The 16203-nt window shown below is 65.9% G+C and carries 19 protein-coding genes; 3 read left to right on the top strand and 16 right to left on the bottom strand.

Features of this window, described 5'->3' with window-relative positions:
• Nucleotides 1-78 precede the first annotated feature (78 nt).
• From GC088_RS02585 to GC088_RS02560, 6 genes are all read right to left on the bottom strand, one after another.
• On the bottom strand, nucleotides 79-1014 hold the full coding sequence (locus tag GC088_RS02585) for a Rieske (2Fe-2S) protein (protein ID WP_323960348.1): 936 nt from the start codon (nucleotides 1012-1014) through the stop codon (nucleotides 79-81).
• A gap of 90 nt (nucleotides 1015-1104) precedes the next feature.
• On the bottom strand, nucleotides 1105-2055 hold the full coding sequence (locus tag GC088_RS02580) for an NAD(P)/FAD-dependent oxidoreductase (RefSeq protein ID WP_323960347.1): 951 nt from the start codon (nucleotides 2053-2055) through the stop codon (nucleotides 1105-1107).
• Nucleotides 2056-2091: 36 nt separating this feature from the next.
• The gene (locus GC088_RS02575; protein ID WP_323960346.1) at nucleotides 2092-2331 is read right to left on the bottom strand and encodes a hypothetical protein; all 240 of its coding nucleotides are present in this window, start codon (nucleotides 2329-2331) and stop codon (nucleotides 2092-2094) included.
• A complete protein-coding gene (locus GC088_RS02570; protein WP_323960345.1) occupies nucleotides 2328-2972 on the bottom strand; it encodes a Rho termination factor N-terminal domain-containing protein in 645 nt (214 codons plus the stop codon). Before GC088_RS02570 ends, GC088_RS02575 begins: the two co-directional genes overlap by 4 nt.
• 19 nt (nucleotides 2973-2991) lie before the next feature.
• Nucleotides 2992-3336, bottom strand: a complete 345-nt coding sequence (locus GC088_RS02565) for a DUF8129 domain-containing protein (RefSeq protein WP_323960344.1) — start codon at nucleotides 3334-3336, stop codon at nucleotides 2992-2994.
• 13 nt (nucleotides 3337-3349) lie between these two features.
• Complete coding sequence (locus GC088_RS02560) at nucleotides 3350-3592, bottom strand: hypothetical protein (protein WP_323960343.1); 243 nt, start codon at nucleotides 3590-3592, stop codon at nucleotides 3350-3352.
• 162 nt (nucleotides 3593-3754) lie between these two features.
• Here GC088_RS02560 and GC088_RS02555 point away from each other — a divergent pair, with 162 nt between their 5' ends.
• Both GC088_RS02555 and GC088_RS02550 read left to right on the top strand, forming a co-directional pair.
• On the top strand, nucleotides 3755-3955 hold the full coding sequence (locus GC088_RS02555; RefSeq protein WP_323960342.1) for a YegP family protein: 201 nt from the start codon (nucleotides 3755-3757) through the stop codon (nucleotides 3953-3955).
• A 21-nt stretch (nucleotides 3956-3976) separates the two neighbouring features.
• Nucleotides 3977-5140: a glycosyltransferase family 9 protein gene (locus tag GC088_RS02550; protein ID WP_323960341.1), complete on the top strand. Its 1164-nt coding sequence runs from the start codon at nucleotides 3977-3979 to the stop codon at nucleotides 5138-5140.
• Here the strand turns inward: GC088_RS02550 and GC088_RS02545 are convergent.
• Genes GC088_RS02545 through GC088_RS02515 form a run of 7 tightly spaced genes read right to left on the bottom strand, consistent with a single transcriptional unit; the run spans nucleotide 5106 to nucleotide 11818 of the window.
• Nucleotides 5106-5819 (bottom strand): SDR family oxidoreductase, encoded by a 714-nt coding sequence (locus GC088_RS02545; RefSeq protein WP_323960340.1) that lies wholly within the window; start codon nucleotides 5817-5819, stop codon nucleotides 5106-5108. The two genes, GC088_RS02550 and GC088_RS02545, sit on opposite strands and share 35 nt — an antisense overlap.
• A gap of 22 nt (nucleotides 5820-5841) precedes the next feature.
• Complete coding sequence (locus GC088_RS02540; RefSeq protein ID WP_323960339.1) at nucleotides 5842-7236, bottom strand: PfkB family carbohydrate kinase; 1395 nt, start codon at nucleotides 7234-7236, stop codon at nucleotides 5842-5844.
• Entirely contained in the window at nucleotides 7233-7922 is a 690-nt protein-coding gene (locus GC088_RS02535) for a D-sedoheptulose-7-phosphate isomerase (RefSeq protein ID WP_323960338.1), read from the bottom strand. Before GC088_RS02535 ends, GC088_RS02540 begins: the two co-directional genes overlap by 4 nt.
• Entirely contained in the window at nucleotides 7919-9229 is a 1311-nt protein-coding gene (locus tag GC088_RS02530) for a glycosyltransferase (RefSeq protein ID WP_323960337.1), read from the bottom strand. The genes GC088_RS02535 and GC088_RS02530 overlap by 4 nt, the downstream gene beginning before the upstream one ends.
• A complete protein-coding gene (locus GC088_RS02525) occupies nucleotides 9226-10239 on the bottom strand; it encodes a glycosyltransferase (protein ID WP_323960336.1) in 1014 nt (337 codons plus the stop codon). The genes GC088_RS02530 and GC088_RS02525 overlap by 4 nt, the downstream gene beginning before the upstream one ends.
• Nucleotides 10236-11297, bottom strand: a complete 1062-nt coding sequence (locus tag GC088_RS02520; RefSeq protein ID WP_323960335.1) for a glycosyltransferase family 9 protein — start codon at nucleotides 11295-11297, stop codon at nucleotides 10236-10238. Before GC088_RS02520 ends, GC088_RS02525 begins: the two co-directional genes overlap by 4 nt.
• On the bottom strand, nucleotides 11294-11818 hold the full coding sequence (locus tag GC088_RS02515) for a D-glycero-alpha-D-manno-heptose-1,7-bisphosphate 7-phosphatase (RefSeq protein WP_323960334.1): 525 nt from the start codon (nucleotides 11816-11818) through the stop codon (nucleotides 11294-11296). Before GC088_RS02515 ends, GC088_RS02520 begins: the two co-directional genes overlap by 4 nt.
• 130 nt (nucleotides 11819-11948) lie before the next feature.
• On the opposite strand from GC088_RS02515, the gene GC088_RS02510 reads away from it, so the two are divergent.
• Nucleotides 11949-12911, top strand: a complete 963-nt coding sequence (locus GC088_RS02510) for a glycosyltransferase family 9 protein (RefSeq protein WP_323960333.1) — start codon at nucleotides 11949-11951, stop codon at nucleotides 12909-12911.
• A 53-nt stretch (nucleotides 12912-12964) separates the two neighbouring features.
• On the opposite strand, the gene GC088_RS02505 is transcribed toward GC088_RS02510, so the two are convergent.
• The 3 genes from GC088_RS02505 to GC088_RS02495 form a co-directional block, all read right to left on the bottom strand.
• Nucleotides 12965-13624 carry a sigma-70 family RNA polymerase sigma factor gene (locus tag GC088_RS02505; protein ID WP_323960332.1) on the bottom strand — a complete coding sequence of 220 codons (660 nt, stop codon included), beginning with the start codon at nucleotides 13622-13624 and terminating at the stop codon, nucleotides 12965-12967.
• 273 nt (nucleotides 13625-13897) lie between these two features.
• Nucleotides 13898-15484: an MDR family MFS transporter gene (locus GC088_RS02500; RefSeq protein WP_323960331.1), complete on the bottom strand. Its 1587-nt coding sequence runs from the start codon at nucleotides 15482-15484 to the stop codon at nucleotides 13898-13900.
• Complete coding sequence (locus GC088_RS02495) at nucleotides 15481-16104, bottom strand: TetR/AcrR family transcriptional regulator (protein WP_323960330.1); 624 nt, start codon at nucleotides 16102-16104, stop codon at nucleotides 15481-15483. The genes GC088_RS02500 and GC088_RS02495 overlap by 4 nt, the downstream gene beginning before the upstream one ends.
• Nucleotides 16105-16203 lie beyond the last annotated feature (99 nt).

Genomic DNA, 16203 nt, shown 5'->3' with positions numbered 1-16203 from the left:
TGTGGCTGAGGCATTGTGCCCGGAGAGTACCCATGAGGGCCGGGCTTCACACAGGTTTGCCCGGCCCGTTGAAAATTCCTACGGCAACGCCGTGGACGGACCGGCCGCCGCACCCGTGACCGGTTCGTTCCTGAGGCTGCCGGGGTCCGGCGCCGGGCGGACCTGAATACGGCTGCCGACGGTCCGGACCTCGAAGGCCCGCTGCGGACGCGTAGCCGGTCCCCGATCCACCACTCCGTCGGTCAACCGGAAGCGGCTGCCATGCCAGGGGCAGACCACGCAGCCGTTCTCGATCTCTCCCTCGTGCAGGGGCCCGCCCCGGTGGCTGCAGCGATCGGACAGAGCCCGCACCTCGCCGGCGTGTCGGACCAGGAGGACCGCGACGCCGCCGATGTCGACGCACACCGGCTTCTCCGTGACATCGTCGACGTCGGCAACGTCGGTCCAGTCCGACGGTGCCACTTCGAAGGCAGTGGTGTCAGTACCCACGCCACGTGCGTAGGCCAGGTGCCCGCCAAGCCAACCGGAAGCACCTACGGTTGCCATGCCGATGGCCGTCGTGAGGAACCCGAGCCGACGCGCGCCGGCTGACCGCGCCGCCACGCTGGCGGTGAACAGGCCGAGGGCCGCGACGTTCAATCCCGCGTGAACGAGCCCGACGCGCCGCTCCGCCCCCTGCGTGTCCGCCCAGTCGCTAAGGCCGGTCATCGCCGTCGGCAGCGCGCTCAGGTTCCCCAGCACCAGGAGCCGCTGTGCCGCAGCGTCTCCGGAGGTCCCGTCCGAGTTCCCGGCGATGTCCAGGAAGAACGCGGAGGCCCAGGAACCCAGCGGAAGCAGCACGATGATCGGATGTGCCGGATGGCCCGTGCCGGTACCGGAAAGGAGGTTCTTGACAGGACCGGGTGGCAGCAGCTTTCCCACAACGTCTGCGATGGCATTTGCGGGTCCATCGAGGATTTCTGCCCGTTCCACGCGACCTATAACGTTCTCAACCAGGTTGTTTATGGTGGCCATGACCATGGCGGTTGCTCCTTCCGGACTGTGCGGACAGCAGATGATTCGACGCTAGCCCAGCTACTCCCCAAGCGGAAGTAGTAAGCAGACTTATTTTGATTCCGGCAGCAGCACATCGCCCGCCGCGGAACCTGCCTTCGCACGGGCCACGTCGTCGACAATCAGCTCCGCGTTCACTGCCACCGCAACGCGATACGCATCCCCCGCGGCGACGATCACCTGGGCTGCAGGATCAGCTGCATTGCCAACGGCCCACACCCCGTCTACGCCGGTCCGGCCGTGCTCATCGGTACTGAGGCACCCGTTCTCGGAGGTGCTGCAGTCCGCCAGCTCGACGATCGACGCATCCACCGTAGCCGCGGGCTCATAGAACAGGGCTTCACAGGGATGCAGTTCCCCGTTGTCCAGGCGAACGCTCGAGAGGGAATCCCTTCCTGAAACGAGCGCCTCCACACGGCCCGCCACTACTTTCACCCCAAGTGCCCCAAGGGAAGACCGGGCATCCTCATCCAGATCCTCCATGTCGTGCGTGAAGAGCGTGACGTTGTCGGAAAATTGCCGGACCAGCAGTGCCTGCTGCACGGAGGATCCGGCAGTCCCTAGGACCGCAAGTACACGGTCCCGCAGCTCCCAGCCGTGACAGTAGGGGCATTGGAAGAAATCCCTACCCCACCGCTCGTCCGCGCCCTCCACGTCGGGAAGCACGTCGCGCAATCCCGACGCCAGGATGACCTGCCGTGCGGTCAGGACACGTCCGTCCTCCAGAATGACACTGCGGTCAGCCCGCACCTTTTCGGCCGTGCCCTGGATGAGTTCGACGCCGTACCCCGCCACCTCCTCCCGCGCCCGGTCCAGCAACCGGGCCGGCGACACGCCGTCACGCGTGAGGTAACCATGGACATGAGTCGCGCGCTCATTGCGTGGCCTGCCGGCGTCGACGACGGCGACGCGGCGCCGGGCGCGCCCCAACAGGAGGGCGGCACTCAGGCCCGCTGCGCCGCCGCCGACAATGACGACGTCGTACTCTTCAGTTGCGTTCACCGGCCGCCTTCCCGGCCGGCACCCAGGAAGGCAGCGTCACGTGGATACGTCATTCTCGATGTCCTCAGCAAGATCGTCGACCTTCTCCGGGCGCAGGTGGACTCCCGCCTCGTCGAGCCGTTCCTCCAGCACGTGGGTGACGTCGTCCTCCACGTGACCGAGCCGGATTTCGGACCGGACGTCCTCGGCGATTTCCTCGATGGTCTCCTCCTGCGATTCCTCCAGCAGACTGGGGTCAGGGCCGACTGGATCTTCGTTGGCGTCAGCGGCGGTCATGCGTCTTCCCTCCCCGGGTTTTCCAGCCGGAAGAAGGTGGACTGGTTCCCGTCGCTCCGGTTCTCCTGGTAGATGAAGTTGAGCTGCCGCTCGTCGAACGTCTTGAACCATTCGTCCCAACTGACGTGCTCCAGATTGCTGTTGCCCTTGTCGCCGTCGTCGCCGCCGAAGTCGAACCGGAGCACGCCGAGGTGGTCATCGTGCTCGGTGCCGCTGACGGTCGCCGGGACGCCGCCGCGCTCCTCCGCCCACTGCTTGATGACTTCGTGGTGCGTTGTGACGAGGCTGCGCCCTTCACGCTCCGGCTCCTCGTCCGGCGAGGTGACCTCCTGCGAATACTTCAGCGACTTCGAGGTTTCGGGGCCGGTGCGGATCTGACCGCCGTCGGGGCCTGCGCCCACGTCTTCGCCGGAGTCGTTGTCGCTTGAGCCCTCGTCTCCGGAGGAAGACGACGCATCATCCGTGCCGCTGGAGCGCGCCTGGACGATCGCCTCCACCAACTCGTCCTTCTTCATTGTGGAGACCGAGCCGACACCCGCGTCACGCGCCGCATCACGCAATTCGTCGACCTTCATCTCCCGGAGCTCCGTCTCACTGATCTCCGGGGTATCGGGGGTCTGATTGCCGGGTTTGTTAGCCATGGAATGTGCTCCTGTTCAATCAGCGGGGCTGGGCAGGGTTTGTCGGATCACCTTGGGAAGGCGGATTCACGGGCGGACCGGAAGTAGCAGGTGTTACGGGAGATCCACCCGCAGCCGACGACTTCTCGGGGGTGTCCGGGACAGCCGTGCCGCTGGGCTCCGCGCCATTGCGCAACGCTTCGAGCCGGTTCTCGAGGATCTGGACTACCGGGAGACGGTCACCATGGGCCCGTTCGTAGTCGAGCAGCGCCGCTACCCCCGACTCATCGAGCCCGGTAATCCTCGTGGGAAGAGTTCCCAGTGGCAGGTGGTCGTAGTCCGGCAGCGGAAGGTCTTCGTGGCGTGGTGAGTCATTCTGAGTCATTTCTTCATCACTCCTAAGGCTCAGTGGTTTCCTCGGTGGGCTCTGCCTCACCGGTTGAGTCATTCTCAAGTTCGTCCTCGCCAACCGAGTTGTCCTTGAGATCGTCATCGACACCAACGTTCTCGTCCTGCTCAGTTTCTTCGCCCTGTTCGGTTTGCTCCGGGAAATCCGATGGGCCGGGATCGTCACAACCTGATAGCAACACAGCGCTGATACCGGCCGCGGCGGCGATCGCCCATGCTTTGCGTCTCGTCATGATCAGTCTCCTTCCTTCGCGTGCATGCCGGACAGTTAGCCCGCATAGATAAACAGTATGCTTACTGTTTTCCGCTGTCGATGCTTGCATCGACTGTTTTAGTAAGCCTGCTGGTAATTTACGATGAGGGAAAACGGCAGGATCAGGACGAAGGAGTTCGAAATGGCAGGCAGGTTTGAACTGTATTTTGACGAGCAGAAGCAGTTCCGGTTTCGGCTCACCGGAGATGACGGTGCCACCCTCATGACGAGTGAGGCCTACGATGACAAGGACACCGCTGTAGCCGGCATCGACGGCATCCGCAGTTGCGCTTCAACCGCCTTCATCCGGGACTTGACGGACGGCGACGACCATTCAGAGTAGCTTCGACACCAGGGGTGGGAATTGACCAATAGTCTCGCAGGACCTCAGCAAGCTGCAGCACTGGGTACCGGAGTAGGGCCCGTTCTGGAGAAGTTCGGGAACGTTGAGCGGGTTGCCGTCCTGCGCGGGGGAGGTTTGGGTGACCTGTTGTTCGCCTACCCCGCGCTGAGTGCACTGGCCGCCGCCTACCCGGACGCTTCGATCACCCTGCTCGGGTTGCCGATGCACGCCGAGTTGCTGCGTGATCGTCCCGGCCCGGTCTCCGATGTGGAGATCCTTCCCTATGCCTCCGGGGTGCGGCCTGGGCAGGAAGACGGCAAGGCCACGGCAGACTTCTTCGCCGCCATGCGTTCCCGCCGCTTCGACCTGGCGGTCCAGGTTCACGGAGGAGGTCGAAACTCCAATCCCTTCCTGCTCAATCTCGGTGCCAGGCACACCGTGGGCACCAGGACGCCGGACGCGGTGCACCTCGAGCGAACCCTGCCGTATATCTACTACCAGAACGAATTCCTCCGCGCCCTGGAGGTGGTTGGGCTCGCCGGCGCCGCCCCAGTATCGCTGGAACCGCGGCTTGCAGTGACCGAGGAGGAAACCACTGCCGGTCACCGGATCACAGGCGCGGAATCCGCGCCACTAGTGGTGATCCACCCCGGCGCCACAGACCCCCGACGTCGGTGGCCCACGTCGTCGTTCGCGGAGATAGCCGCGCAGGCAGCCCGGGACGGCAGCCGGGTGATCATCGTAGGGGACGACGGCGACGCTTCCCTTGCCGATGAAATCGTCCGGCTCGCCCAACCGGCAGCGGGCGCAGCCGCGAAACGAATCCGGTCACTGGCCGGGCAGTTGACGCTGCGGGAACTGCCCGGAGTGCTCTCGGTGGCCACCGTCGTCGTCGGAAATGACAGCGGGCCAAGGCACCTGGCGCAGGCAGTCGGCACGCCCACGGTGGGCATCTACTGGATCGGCAACAGCATCAACGCAGGTGCGATGGGACGCATGCTGCACCGCGTGCATCTGTCGTGGACAACGCAGTGTCCGGTCTGCGGCGTGGATGTGACGCAAGTGGGCTGGACCGCCGAACGGTGCGAGCACGATGACTCCTTCGTCCAGCAGGTCCAGCCCGGAGAGGTTTACGAAGATCTGCGGGAGCTTACGGCCACGAGCCTTCTTCTTCGTGGCAGATAAGCATCTGCCGGACCTCACAGCCCTTCGGCTGTGAGAGGGCGAAGATGATCGCGTCCGCCACGCGGGCCGGATCATTGAGCCGCGAGTTGTCCTGCGGCTTGTACTTTTCGTCGCGGTCGTCGAAGAAGCGGGTCTGCATACCGCCCGGGATCATGCAGGTTACGCCCACTTCGCCCGCCATCTCGGCAGCCAGGGCATGGCTGAAGCCCACCACGCCGAACTTGGATGCACAGTAGGCGGTGGCGTCGGCGACCGCCCGGATGCCCAGCGTCGAGGCGATGGTGACAACGCGGCCGTGGTTCTCCTTGAGATACGGCAGGGCGGCCCGCACGGTCGAAACGGTTCCGGTGAGGTTGACCGCCAGGACCTTCTCCCACTCGGACGCGTCAACGTCTTCCAGCCGGCCGCAGCGGTCGATCCCTGCTGCGGTTACGATGGCGTCCAATCCATCGAGGGTCTGCGCAGCCTCCTGCACGGCGGCCGTCACGGCCTCGCGGTCGGCGACGTCGACTTCGAACGCCTTCACCCCCGAAGCTCCGCTGATGTCCCTGTCAAGCACAACGGGGGTTCCGCCGGCTTCCAGGACCCGCGCCACAATGGCGGCGCCCAGTCCCGAGGATCCCCCGGTGACCAGCACGCGGCCAGGGTTGAAGGTGGTGTTGAGTGCGGTGTTAGACATTGCGTCCTTTCGATGTTGCAGGTTACCCAACCTCGGCGAGTGCCGCGGCCAGGGAGGTAGTTGATCGGGCTGGAATATAGGGGACGGTGACCGTTTGCCCGCCCCAGGAGCGCAGGAGGGCCGTTTCGGGCAGTTCAGCGGCTGAGTAGTCGCCGCCCTTGACCCAGATGTCGGGCCGCAGGGCGGAGAGTGCTTCCTCTGGTGTGTCCTCGCCGAAGATGAGGACCGCGTCCACGCATTCGAGGGCCGAGAGCAGTTCTGCGCGATCGTCCTCGCCCATGATGGGCCGTTGGGGGCCTTTCAGCCGACGGACGGACTCGTCCGAGTTCAGGCACACGATGAGGCAGTCACCCAGGCGGCGGGCTGCGGAAAGCGTGCGGGCATGGCCTGCGTGAAGCAGGTCGAAGCATCCGCCGGTTGCCACCACGGTTCCGCCCGCTTCCCGGGTTTCCCGCGCCACGCGGAGGGCGTCCGACGACGGCCCCCGCAGCGGAGTCGGTTCAGGACCGGCCCCGAGCGCCGAGACACCGCCTTTGGCAAGGAATTCGGCAGCACGTTCGACAGCGGCGAGGGCTGCATCCTCCAGCTTCGCCCCGGAACCAAGTTGAACGGCCAGGGTGGCGCAGAACCTGTCGCCCGCGCCGCAGGGGTCCGCTGCTTCAACCGCCGGAGCGGGAACAAGGTGCGGCAGCCCGGCGCTCTGGTTTTGCCGGTGGATGAGCGCGCCCCTGTCCCCCATCGTGACGATCACAGCCCGGCTTCCCCAGCGTTGTTCAAGGACAACAGCGGCATCGGAGGCAGCACGGACAGTATCGGGCCGGGCGCCCAGGTCCGCTGCCTTCATAGCCTCGCTGAGGTTGGGGGTGACGACGGCGACCCCGCGAATCGGGTCTGCCCCGGACGGATGCGGGTCCCACACGATCGGTGTGCGGACTGCGATGCGTTCCAGGAGCACCCGTAGTTCCTCATTGGCCGCAAGGCCACGGCCGTAGTCCGACACCAGTACGACGTCGGCGCCCTCCACAGCGTGCAGCATTTCCCGGGTCACTCGGGGCACCGGCGCCTGGCCGCATCCCTCGTCGATACGGACAACGGCCTGGCTGCCCGCACGGATACGGGTCTTCACGGGCGTTGGTGCTCCGGAATTCCCGGCCACCAGGGAGATACCCTCGAGTTCGGCGCGAAGCAGCGACGCGGCGTCGTCATCCGAAAGCACGGTAACCAGGTCGAGCTGGAAGCCCTGGCGGCTGTTCTGGGCCTCTTGGGCTAGCATGCGGGCCACGAGCCCGGCCCCGCCTGCGCGGCGGCGGGTCTGTGCGACGTCGACTACCGGCACGGGCGCATCCGGGGTAAGCCGGCTCGCTTCCCCAGCAAGGTCAACGTCCAGCAGCACATCCCCAACGACAACGATCCTCATGATCCCCCCTCCGTCCGTCGGCACCGTGCCACTTCGGCATCAAAGGCCCGGCAGATGGCATGAAGGGCTATCAGGTGGCCCTCCTGGGCATTGGCGGACCGCGCATCGACGGCTACATGGTCATCGCACAGGTCGGCCAGCGGGTTCGGCCCGGGGCCCGTGAGCGCCCAACTGGTCACTCCGATCTTCCGGGCAGCCTCGACCGCGCGAAGCAGGTTGGGACTGCTCCCGCTGGTGCTCAGGAGCAGAAGGATGTCCCCGGCCCTGCCGTGGCCCTGCACCTGGCGGGCAAACATGTTCTCGTAGCCGTAGTCATTGGCTATGGCGGTCACCGACGAGGATTCCGCGTGGAGGGAGATGGCCGAGAAGGGTTCGCGGTCGCCGTCGAACCTGCCCACCAGTTCAGCGGTCAGGTGCTGGGCTTCGGCCGCTGATCCGCCGTTGCCGGCTGCCAGCAGGCGCTGACCGGCCATGAGGCGGCCTGCCAGGTCAACGCCCCACTCGGCCAAGTGGCCGGCGGAAGCCATCAGCGATTCGACGGCAGGCAGCACATGCTGCAGGTGGTTGACCACCGCGTCGATGGCACCCGGGGTGCCGGAGCGCTGTCCGGTATCAAGGGCGCGCGGGACGGCGACGAGGGACTGCCTACGGTCTGGCCGCACTGTGGCAAGGTATTCGGCGCTCATCGCGCGCTCCTTCCGGTGGTCTGCAGTTGGGCGGAGGACGTTGCAGACGGCTGCACCGTCCGTCCTGCACGGTGGCGGCCGCGGGTGCGACCGCCCTTGTTCAGGGTCAGCTGGTAGGCCTTCTCGGTCTCTGCGGCGATGCGGTCCCAGGAGTAGCGTGCGTGAACGCGGGCAAGGCCGGCCTGACCGAGACCGCGCGCAGCTTCCGGGTCCTGCACGATGCGGGCGATGGCCGAAGCCAGCGCGTCCGGGTCGCGAGGCGGAACGTGGAGGCCGGTCTGGCCGTCCACTACGGTGTCGATCAACCCGCCGACTGCGGCTGCGATGACCGGAACTCCGCAGGCCATTGCTTCCAGCGGGACGATGCCGAACGGCTCGTACCAGGGCGCGCACACCACTGCGTCCGCACTTCGCAGCAGCTCCGGCATCTTTTCCCGTGGAACCTGGCCGCCAAGAATCACACGGTCTGCGATGCCGAGTTCGGCGGCGAGCGCGAGCAGCCTCCGCGCTTCGGGATCCTCCTCAACCCGCTGCGCATCTCCGCCGCCGCCGGCGATCACAAGTTCGACGTCGTCGATGCCCTGATCGGCGAGGATATGCAGCGCGCGGATCACCAAGTCCACACCCTTGCGCGGAACGAGCCGGCCTACGGAGAGGATGCGGTGGGCCCTGCCGCGCGCGGAGGCGGGCCCTTCCGCGCCGAACAGCGCGAGGTCCACACCGCAGGGCGCAACTGAAACCCGTGTGCCGTCCACGCCCATGGCCTTCAACTCGAAGACCTCGTCGGAGCAGGTCGCGATCACACGGTCGGCCTGGCGTCCCACGCTTGGTTCGAGCCATTCACGCTCACGCGGGCTGGTGTCCTGAGCGCCCTGGTGGCGCCGCTTCACTGTTCCGAGTGCATGGAAGGTCTGCACCATGGGGATCAGGTAGCCCCGGTCCTCGCGTCGGGCGGCGTCCAGTGCAGCCAGGCCCGACATCCAAAAGTGTCCGTGGACCAGGTCCGGCGGGTAGGCTCCCCAATCCGCGGCGATCCCGTCCGCGAACTCCCCCATATAGGGCAGAAGACTGTCCTTGGGAACTGCCTCGGGCGGACCGGCGTCAATGTGCACAACTTCCAGACCTGGGCCCACCCGCACCCGGTCCGGCAGTTCCGTGCTGTCCCGTCGGGTGTAGACAGTGATGCTGTGCCCTCGCCGTGCAAGGGCCGTAGAGAGCGCAGCAACGTGTACGTTTTGCCCACCGGCATCCACACCGCCAAGCGCCGCAAGCGGACTTGCGTGCTCCGACACCATCGAAATCCTCAATGTGGTCTCCTTTCAGAAACGGCAAGGACGCGGGATTGCCCGACGGCCCCTCGTGAGGCCTCTGCCAGAACCTGGTCCCAGGCCGCCAGGAATTTGCTGAGCCCGTAGCGTTCCAGCGCGGTTTGCCGGGCAATCTCTCCCCGGGCGCGCGCTTCCACGGGATCCTTCACCAGGCGCCGTACGGCCTCCCGCAATTCGGCGACGCTGGTGGAGATTGCTCCCGCCTCCGGCGGGACTGCGCGCGCTGCCTCGGTGGTGGCCAGCACGACGACGGGCATGCCCAGGTGCATCGCTTCCAGGAGGGAGAGTCCCAGGGAGGTCCAGCGCAGTGGGTGGATGTAGAGGCGGCGACGGGCGAGCTCGGTGTGAAGCGCCGTCGTCGGAAGGTCACCGACAACCGACATCTCATCCGGGCCCAGGCCGAGCGCGTCGGGCAACTCGGCTGTTCCCATGCCGAAGACGTCGAGCGGCGCCTCGCGTGCGAAGTCCGGCAAGAGGTCCGTGCCGGTCACCCTCCCTCGCCTGACCGGTTCATTGACCACGACGGCGGCACGTTCCAGCTCACCCGCATAAAGGTGGCCCGGATCCACGATGCCGTGCTCGATCACAGAAGTCGGCGCCATGCCGTTGTCCCAGAAGAGATGGTTGAAGTGGGTGACGTGGACGATGGGGATGTCAGCCTGCCCGGCCAGGGGATGCAGGGAACCCGGGACGTCGCCCTTGGGGGTGTTGTGTTCCAGGAACACCGCGGGGATGTCCACCCCTGGGCGGCGCCCCAGCAAGCGTTCGCACTCGTCGATTTCCTCGAGCCGCTGCAGGACGACGACGTCGGGCTGCTCTTCGCGCAGGTCCCCGGGAGCTACCTCCCGGACGGAATGTGGCCAGTCCCGCCCGGCCCTGCCGAGTCCCCACGGTCCGCCTTCTTCAGTGGTGGGCAGCAGGTACTCGTGCCGGCCCCGTACAAACGCATCCGTCCACCCACCGTGGACATGCCAGAGCAGTATCCTCATACATTCCTCGTTTCTCTTCTGCCTGCCAGGGATGGAACACCCGACATCAGCCGCATGACTGCGGCGAAGGCTTCCTCGGGACTGACGTCCGCCAGGCACGGATGTCCGCGTACCGGACACTCCCTCGCCCGGGTCAGCTTGCAGGGAGCGTTCTGGTCGCCCAGCAGTTCGAGCGGGACCCGGTAGGGCGCCCAGCGCACCGCTGGAACAACCGGCGAAAACAGGCTCACCACCGGCGCGCCCACAGCGGCGGCCAGGTGGGCAGGGCCGGTATTGCCCACGACGACGACGGACGCCCCCGCAAGCACGCCCGCCATGGTCGAAAGATCAGTACGTCCACCCAGGTCGATCCCATCCGGACCGGCAACGGTGGCGGTGAGGTCCCGCTCGCCCTTCCCGCCGGTCACGACAACGCGATAGCCCGCTCCGGTCAGCAGTTCGGCGAGCGCTGCATGGTGGAGCGGCGGCCAAGCCCGGGCCGGAACCGCTGCTCCGGGGTGCAGGACCACATAGGGGCCCTTGCCTACCAACTCCGTCACGTCCGGCACATCCTGCACCCGGAGCCGACCGTCGTCGTCGTCGGGCAGGAGGTAACCGCCGGCGGCAGCGATCTGCAGCGCGCGTTCGGGCTCGGGCTGGTCCTCCGGAAAGTCCTCGCCGGGCTTCAGGCGGACGTCGAGGAGGCTGCCGGCGTAGTCGACGGATGCGCCGGTGATTCGCTGAACGCCTGCCAGGCGCAGGAGCAGGGCAAGGGGCAGCGGGGACTGGTGGAAAGAGGTGAGGATGACGGCCTCGGTAATTCCGGCGTCGAGCACCATTTCATGCAGCTCGCGAGTGATCTCACCGGTGACCTGGGGAGCCGGTGCGGTGATCCACGGACAGTTCCAGACCATCACGTCCCGGACTCCCGGCAGCAGCCGGGCGCCGGGTGCGCCCTGGGGTCCGCACAACATCACGACACCGTCGGCGGTGCCGGCCGCGACTGCACGGACGGCGGGACCTGACAGCAGGACATCCCCCACGCTGTCCAGTCGCGCAACGAGGGTTCGGCCGGTCATGCCGGGCTCCCAAGCAGGCCGATAGCCGCAGCCAGGTCAGGGGCAACCAGCGGCGCAGCGTCGATCTCCTCCTGGCGCGTCACGTCCGTGGGAACGAGCACGCCGGTAGCCCCGGCCGCGCGGGCGGCTTCCACGTCAGAGCCGATGTCGCCGATGAAGGCGACCTCGGAGGGGTGCAGCCCCAGTTTTTCGCAGGCCTTCAGGATCATTCCGGGAGCCGGTTTGCGGCAGGCACAACCGTCTTCCGGTCCGTGCGGGCACATCTCCCACACATCGAACGGACCGAGCAGCTCCTCGACCCGCTGGTTGACGGCGTCAACCTGCTCATGGGTGAGCAGCCCACGCGCGATTCCTGACTGGTTGGTCAACACGCCCACCGGAATGCCTTCCGCGCGCAGGCCCTGCAGCACGTCGTGGGCGCCGGGCATCGCCAGGACCTTCCCGGGATCACCGTTGTAGGGAACATCGATCACGATGGTTCCGTCCCGGTCAAGGAGAACAGCTTTGGGCTTGCGTCTCATACAGGCACTGTTCCCTCGGAGAAGCGAACCTAAACACTTCTCACCGGAGAAGTTCTCGAAGGACTTCCCGCTACCTGCATCTGGGTGGGCCCATGAGGCTGGGCCATCGCCGTTCTGGCAGGATGAGTTCATGTTGCCCCAGACACTTGAGGAAGCACTGGAACCGGACGGACGTCCCGAGGTCCTGGCGTTGCGAGCGCTCAAACTCGGTGACCTGCTGGTCGCCGTACCGGCACTCCGCGGACTGCGCAGGGCTTTCCCTGACCACCGAATCCTCTACGCGGCGCAGTCCTGGTTGGAGCCGATCGTGAAACTGACGGGCGCCGTGGACGCACTCCTGCCCACCCACGGGTTGGATGTCCCGATTGCGCTCCGCCCCGGTCGGGTGGATGTCGCGGTCAATCTCCACGGAAACGGTGTGGAGAGCAGGGGCCGTCTTGAAGCACTGCAGGCAGCGCGCAGAATCGGGCACGAGGCCCCCGGCTGGACAGGACCGGCGTGGGAAGACGGCGTCCACGAGCGGCACCGGTGGGCGCGTCTTTTGCGCGGGCACGGAATCGACGCGGACCCGCTCGATTACCGCCTGCTGACACCGACGATCGAGAGTCCTGCACCAGGCGCCGTCGTTCTCCACGTTGGTGCGGCCTACGGCAGCCGGCTGTGGCCCGTGGACCGGTTCGCCGCCGTCGCGCGCGTCCTGACCCGCGCCGGGCACCGGGTGCTGCTCACCGGCAGCACAGGTGAACGCCCACGCGCCGTCGCAGTGGCGGAGGCCGCCGGGATTCGGGACGAGCAGATCGTGGCTGGGAAGTTAGGGCTGCTGGAGTTTGCGGCACTGATCTCGACTGCGGCGCTTGTGATATCAGCGGACACCGGCGCAGCCCATCTGGCCTCTGCCTACGCCAGGCCGTCGGTGGTCCTGTTCGGTCCCGCTCCCGTGGCCGAATGGGGGCCGCCGGAGGGGCCGCACATCGTTCTCACGGACGAGTCGGTGCGACTGGGTGAAACCTTCACCAACGAACCGGATCCGGCGTTGCTGGCCGTCACGGCCGACGACGTCCTGCGTGCTGCGGCTGAACTCGGGATTTCGTGAGCTTGGGATTTCGTGAGGGCCTAAATTCTTGAGGGAACGCACTTCCGGCGCCGCTAGGCGATCTGGGCGGCTGCCTTGCGCTGGTTCAGGCGGAGGGCAGCGTCCGGAGTGCGTGCGCTGGTGACGCCCTCGTCGGGCCGCTCCAGCAGGCGCTTCTGTAGCTTCACGAGCGTGCGTGCCAGCAGCCGCGACACCTGCATCTGGGTCATACCGAGGCGGCGCCCGATGCGGTCCTGCGTCTCCTCCTGGAAGTAGCGGCGGTAAAGCAGTTCCCTCTCCTTGCCGGACAGTTCGCGGATTGCGGCGCGGAGTTCCATGACATCGTCGCTGCGTGAGTACTGGTCTTCGGAGGCAGAGAGAGCCTCGATCCACCCGGCGCCGTCCGCCGAGGTGTCCAGTGAATCTGGCCGCTGGCTTCCGCCGCACTGGAGGGCTTCCGCAACAAGGTCGGGAGCCTCGTCAAGGTGTTCGGCAAGTTCCCGCAGGGAGGGTTCCCTGCCCAACTGCTGCGCAAGCTCCGGCTCCGCCCGGCCCGCGGCGGACTTCAGGTCCTGAAGCTCGCGGGGCGGGCGGATCATCCAGCAGCAATCGCGCAGGTAGCGCTTGACTTCACCGCGAATAGTGGGGACGGCATAGGCGGCAAAGTCGATACCCAGCTCCGGGTCGAACCGCTGAGCCGCCTTGAGCAACCCGAGGTAGGCAACCTGGCGCACATCCGCGGCGTCGCTCGAAAATACTGCGAACCCCGAGCAATCCCCTCGGCAATATGCAGGTGTTCGAGCGCGATGTCCTCCTGCACGGCCTGCCGCAGCATGCCTCTGCGACTGCGGCTCACGGGCAGCTCACTGGTACTGATGGCCTGCTCGCGAGCAGCTGTGCGCATGCTTTCACCTCTTGTCTCAGCCCTGGGGAAGTTCTCCTTCAGAAGAACATAAGCAGACTGAGTAAAGCAACGCGTTTATAGAATTGTTATCTAAAAAATCTTCTCATCGTTTCTCCGCTGCGGTATTGACTACTTCTCCTTCAACCCGTAGTGGGTCGCCGCCGTCGACCGCCTGCGCAGGCTGCGCGCCCTCGATCACTGTGGATAGTGGCTTCTCGTGCACGAAGCACAGCAGGATCGCGGCAATGACTCCTAGCGGAACCATGTAGAGGAAAAGAGGGGTGAGCGCATCGTTGTATGACTCGATGATGGCCAGGTGGATCGCCTCAGGGAAGGACCGGACCACCTCTGGGGTGAGCGAATTGGCACCGGCTTCGACCGCCCCACCGGCAGGGAGTCGTTCCGACAGCAGTTCCGCCACCCTCGAGGTGAACAGGCTGCCGACAACTGCGGACCCCAGCGTGGCGCCGATCTGCCGGAAGTAATTGTTCGAGGCGGTCGCCGTTCCCACCATCCGGTTGGGGAAGGTGTTCTGCACGATGAGCACCAGGATCTGCATGCTGAGGCCAAGGCCGGCACCCATGATGGCGATGTAGATGCAGGTCAGCCACACCGGCGTCGTCGGTTCCAGCCCGGAGAGCAACAGGAGGGCCACACTTACGATCAATGAGCCGGCGATAGGCATCCACTTGTACCGGCCGGTCCTGCTGACCACCACCCCGGAGCCCGTGGAGACGAGGATGAGGGCACCCATCATCGGAATCATGAGAAGGCCAGCGTTCGTGGCGCTCGCTCCCGTGACCATCTGCAGGTACGTGGGCAGGTAGCCGATCGCGCCGAACATGGTTACGCCGATCATCAGGCCGCCCACCGTGGTGAGCACGAAATTCCGTTCCCGGAACAGGTTGAGCGGCAGGATCGGCTCCGCGGCCCGGCGCTCTGCAGTGACGAACAGACCACCGGTGACAACGGCCGCGGCGGCCAGCGCGAGAATCTGGGGCGAAAGCCAGGGGTACTCGGTTCCACCCCACGTACCCACGAGGACCAGTGACGTTGTGGCGAGGGCAAGGAGGATCATCCCCGCCACATCGATGCGAGGACGAACGCGCTCCCGCGAGGGCAGATGAAGGAAGAACAGCACCACAACGATCGCTAGCACGCCCAGGGGCATGTTGATCCAGAACATCCAGCGCCATCCCGGACCCTCCGTGAACCAGCCTCCCAGCAGCGGCCCCGCCACCGAAGCAAAGGCGAAGACCCCGCCCATGGCCCCCATGTACTTTCCCCGCTCACGTGCGGGTACGACGTCGGCAATGATCGCCTGGGAAAGGATCATCAGCCCGCCTCCGCCCAGGCCCTGCACCGCCCTGCCCGCGATAAGCCACTCCATGTTCGGCGCCAGCGCGCCGACGACCGAGCCGGCCATGAAGATGGCGATCGCCAGCAGCAGCAGGCTCTTGCGCCCCATGAGGTCGCCGAGCTTGCCGTAGATGGGCATAACGATCGTGGCCGACAGGATGTATCCGGTTATTACCCACAGCATCTGGTCGACGCCGTTCAGTTCGCCGACGATGGTCGGCAGCGCCGTGCTGAGGATCATCTGGTTGAGCGCAGCCAGGAGCATGGAGAGCATAAGGCCGACAAAGAGCAGGAGCATGCCCGACTCCTTGCGTTGAACAGTTGGTGTCATCGGATTTCCTCAAGTACTTCCTGGAGCAGCGCGGTGGCGCCGTCGAGTGCGCGAAGCTGGTTGTCAATGGTGGGTGAGTCTGCGGCCTGCTGCAGGGCGTAGCGCATCGGGGCTCCGGCCACGAGAACGATCATGCGGGCAACGTCTGCAGCTGAGTTGCGGCTGAGCGCGGCCTGCCATCTCGCGGAACCAGTGAGCGCGCCGGCAACAACATCCCGGACCAGATGTTCGACCTGCAGGAAGTGGGCGAAGCGGCGCTGCCGCAACAGCGGGTAGGCGGCCAGCACTTCGGCCCTGCGGCTTGCGTCCGGGTCGCCGCCTTCGGTCGAGTGCACGCCGGCGATGAGGAGCTTGGAAACCTGCTCGAGCAGGTCATGGTCAACGGAGAATTCGGCGAGCAGCCCCTCGTCGATACGAGGATCCTGCAGCCCCAGAATGGCGTCTTCCTTTGTGCCGAAGTAGTTGAAGAAGGTGCGCTGCGAGACGCCGGCTTCGGTGGCGATCTGTTCAACGGTCACCGACTCAGGCCCCTTGTCGAGCGCCAGTCGGGCGGCAGCATCGTGCAGAGCGGACCATGTTTCGGATCGCTTGCGTGCCCGTAGGGAGGTTAGTTGACTCACCGAACCATTATGGCCCAGAGGGATAATTTTGCACAACTGCAAACTTGCAGGGCTGCAACAACCCTCAGGAAGTGCAGCTTGAAAACCTTCTTTCAACAG

The sequence above is a fragment of the Arthrobacter sp. JZ12 genome (assembly GCF_035189165.1).
Taxonomy (GTDB): Bacteria; Actinomycetota; Actinomycetes; order Actinomycetales; family Micrococcaceae; genus Arthrobacter_D.
Note: the sequence above shows the minus strand (reverse complement) of the source record. Positions and strands in the feature narration are given on the sequence as shown.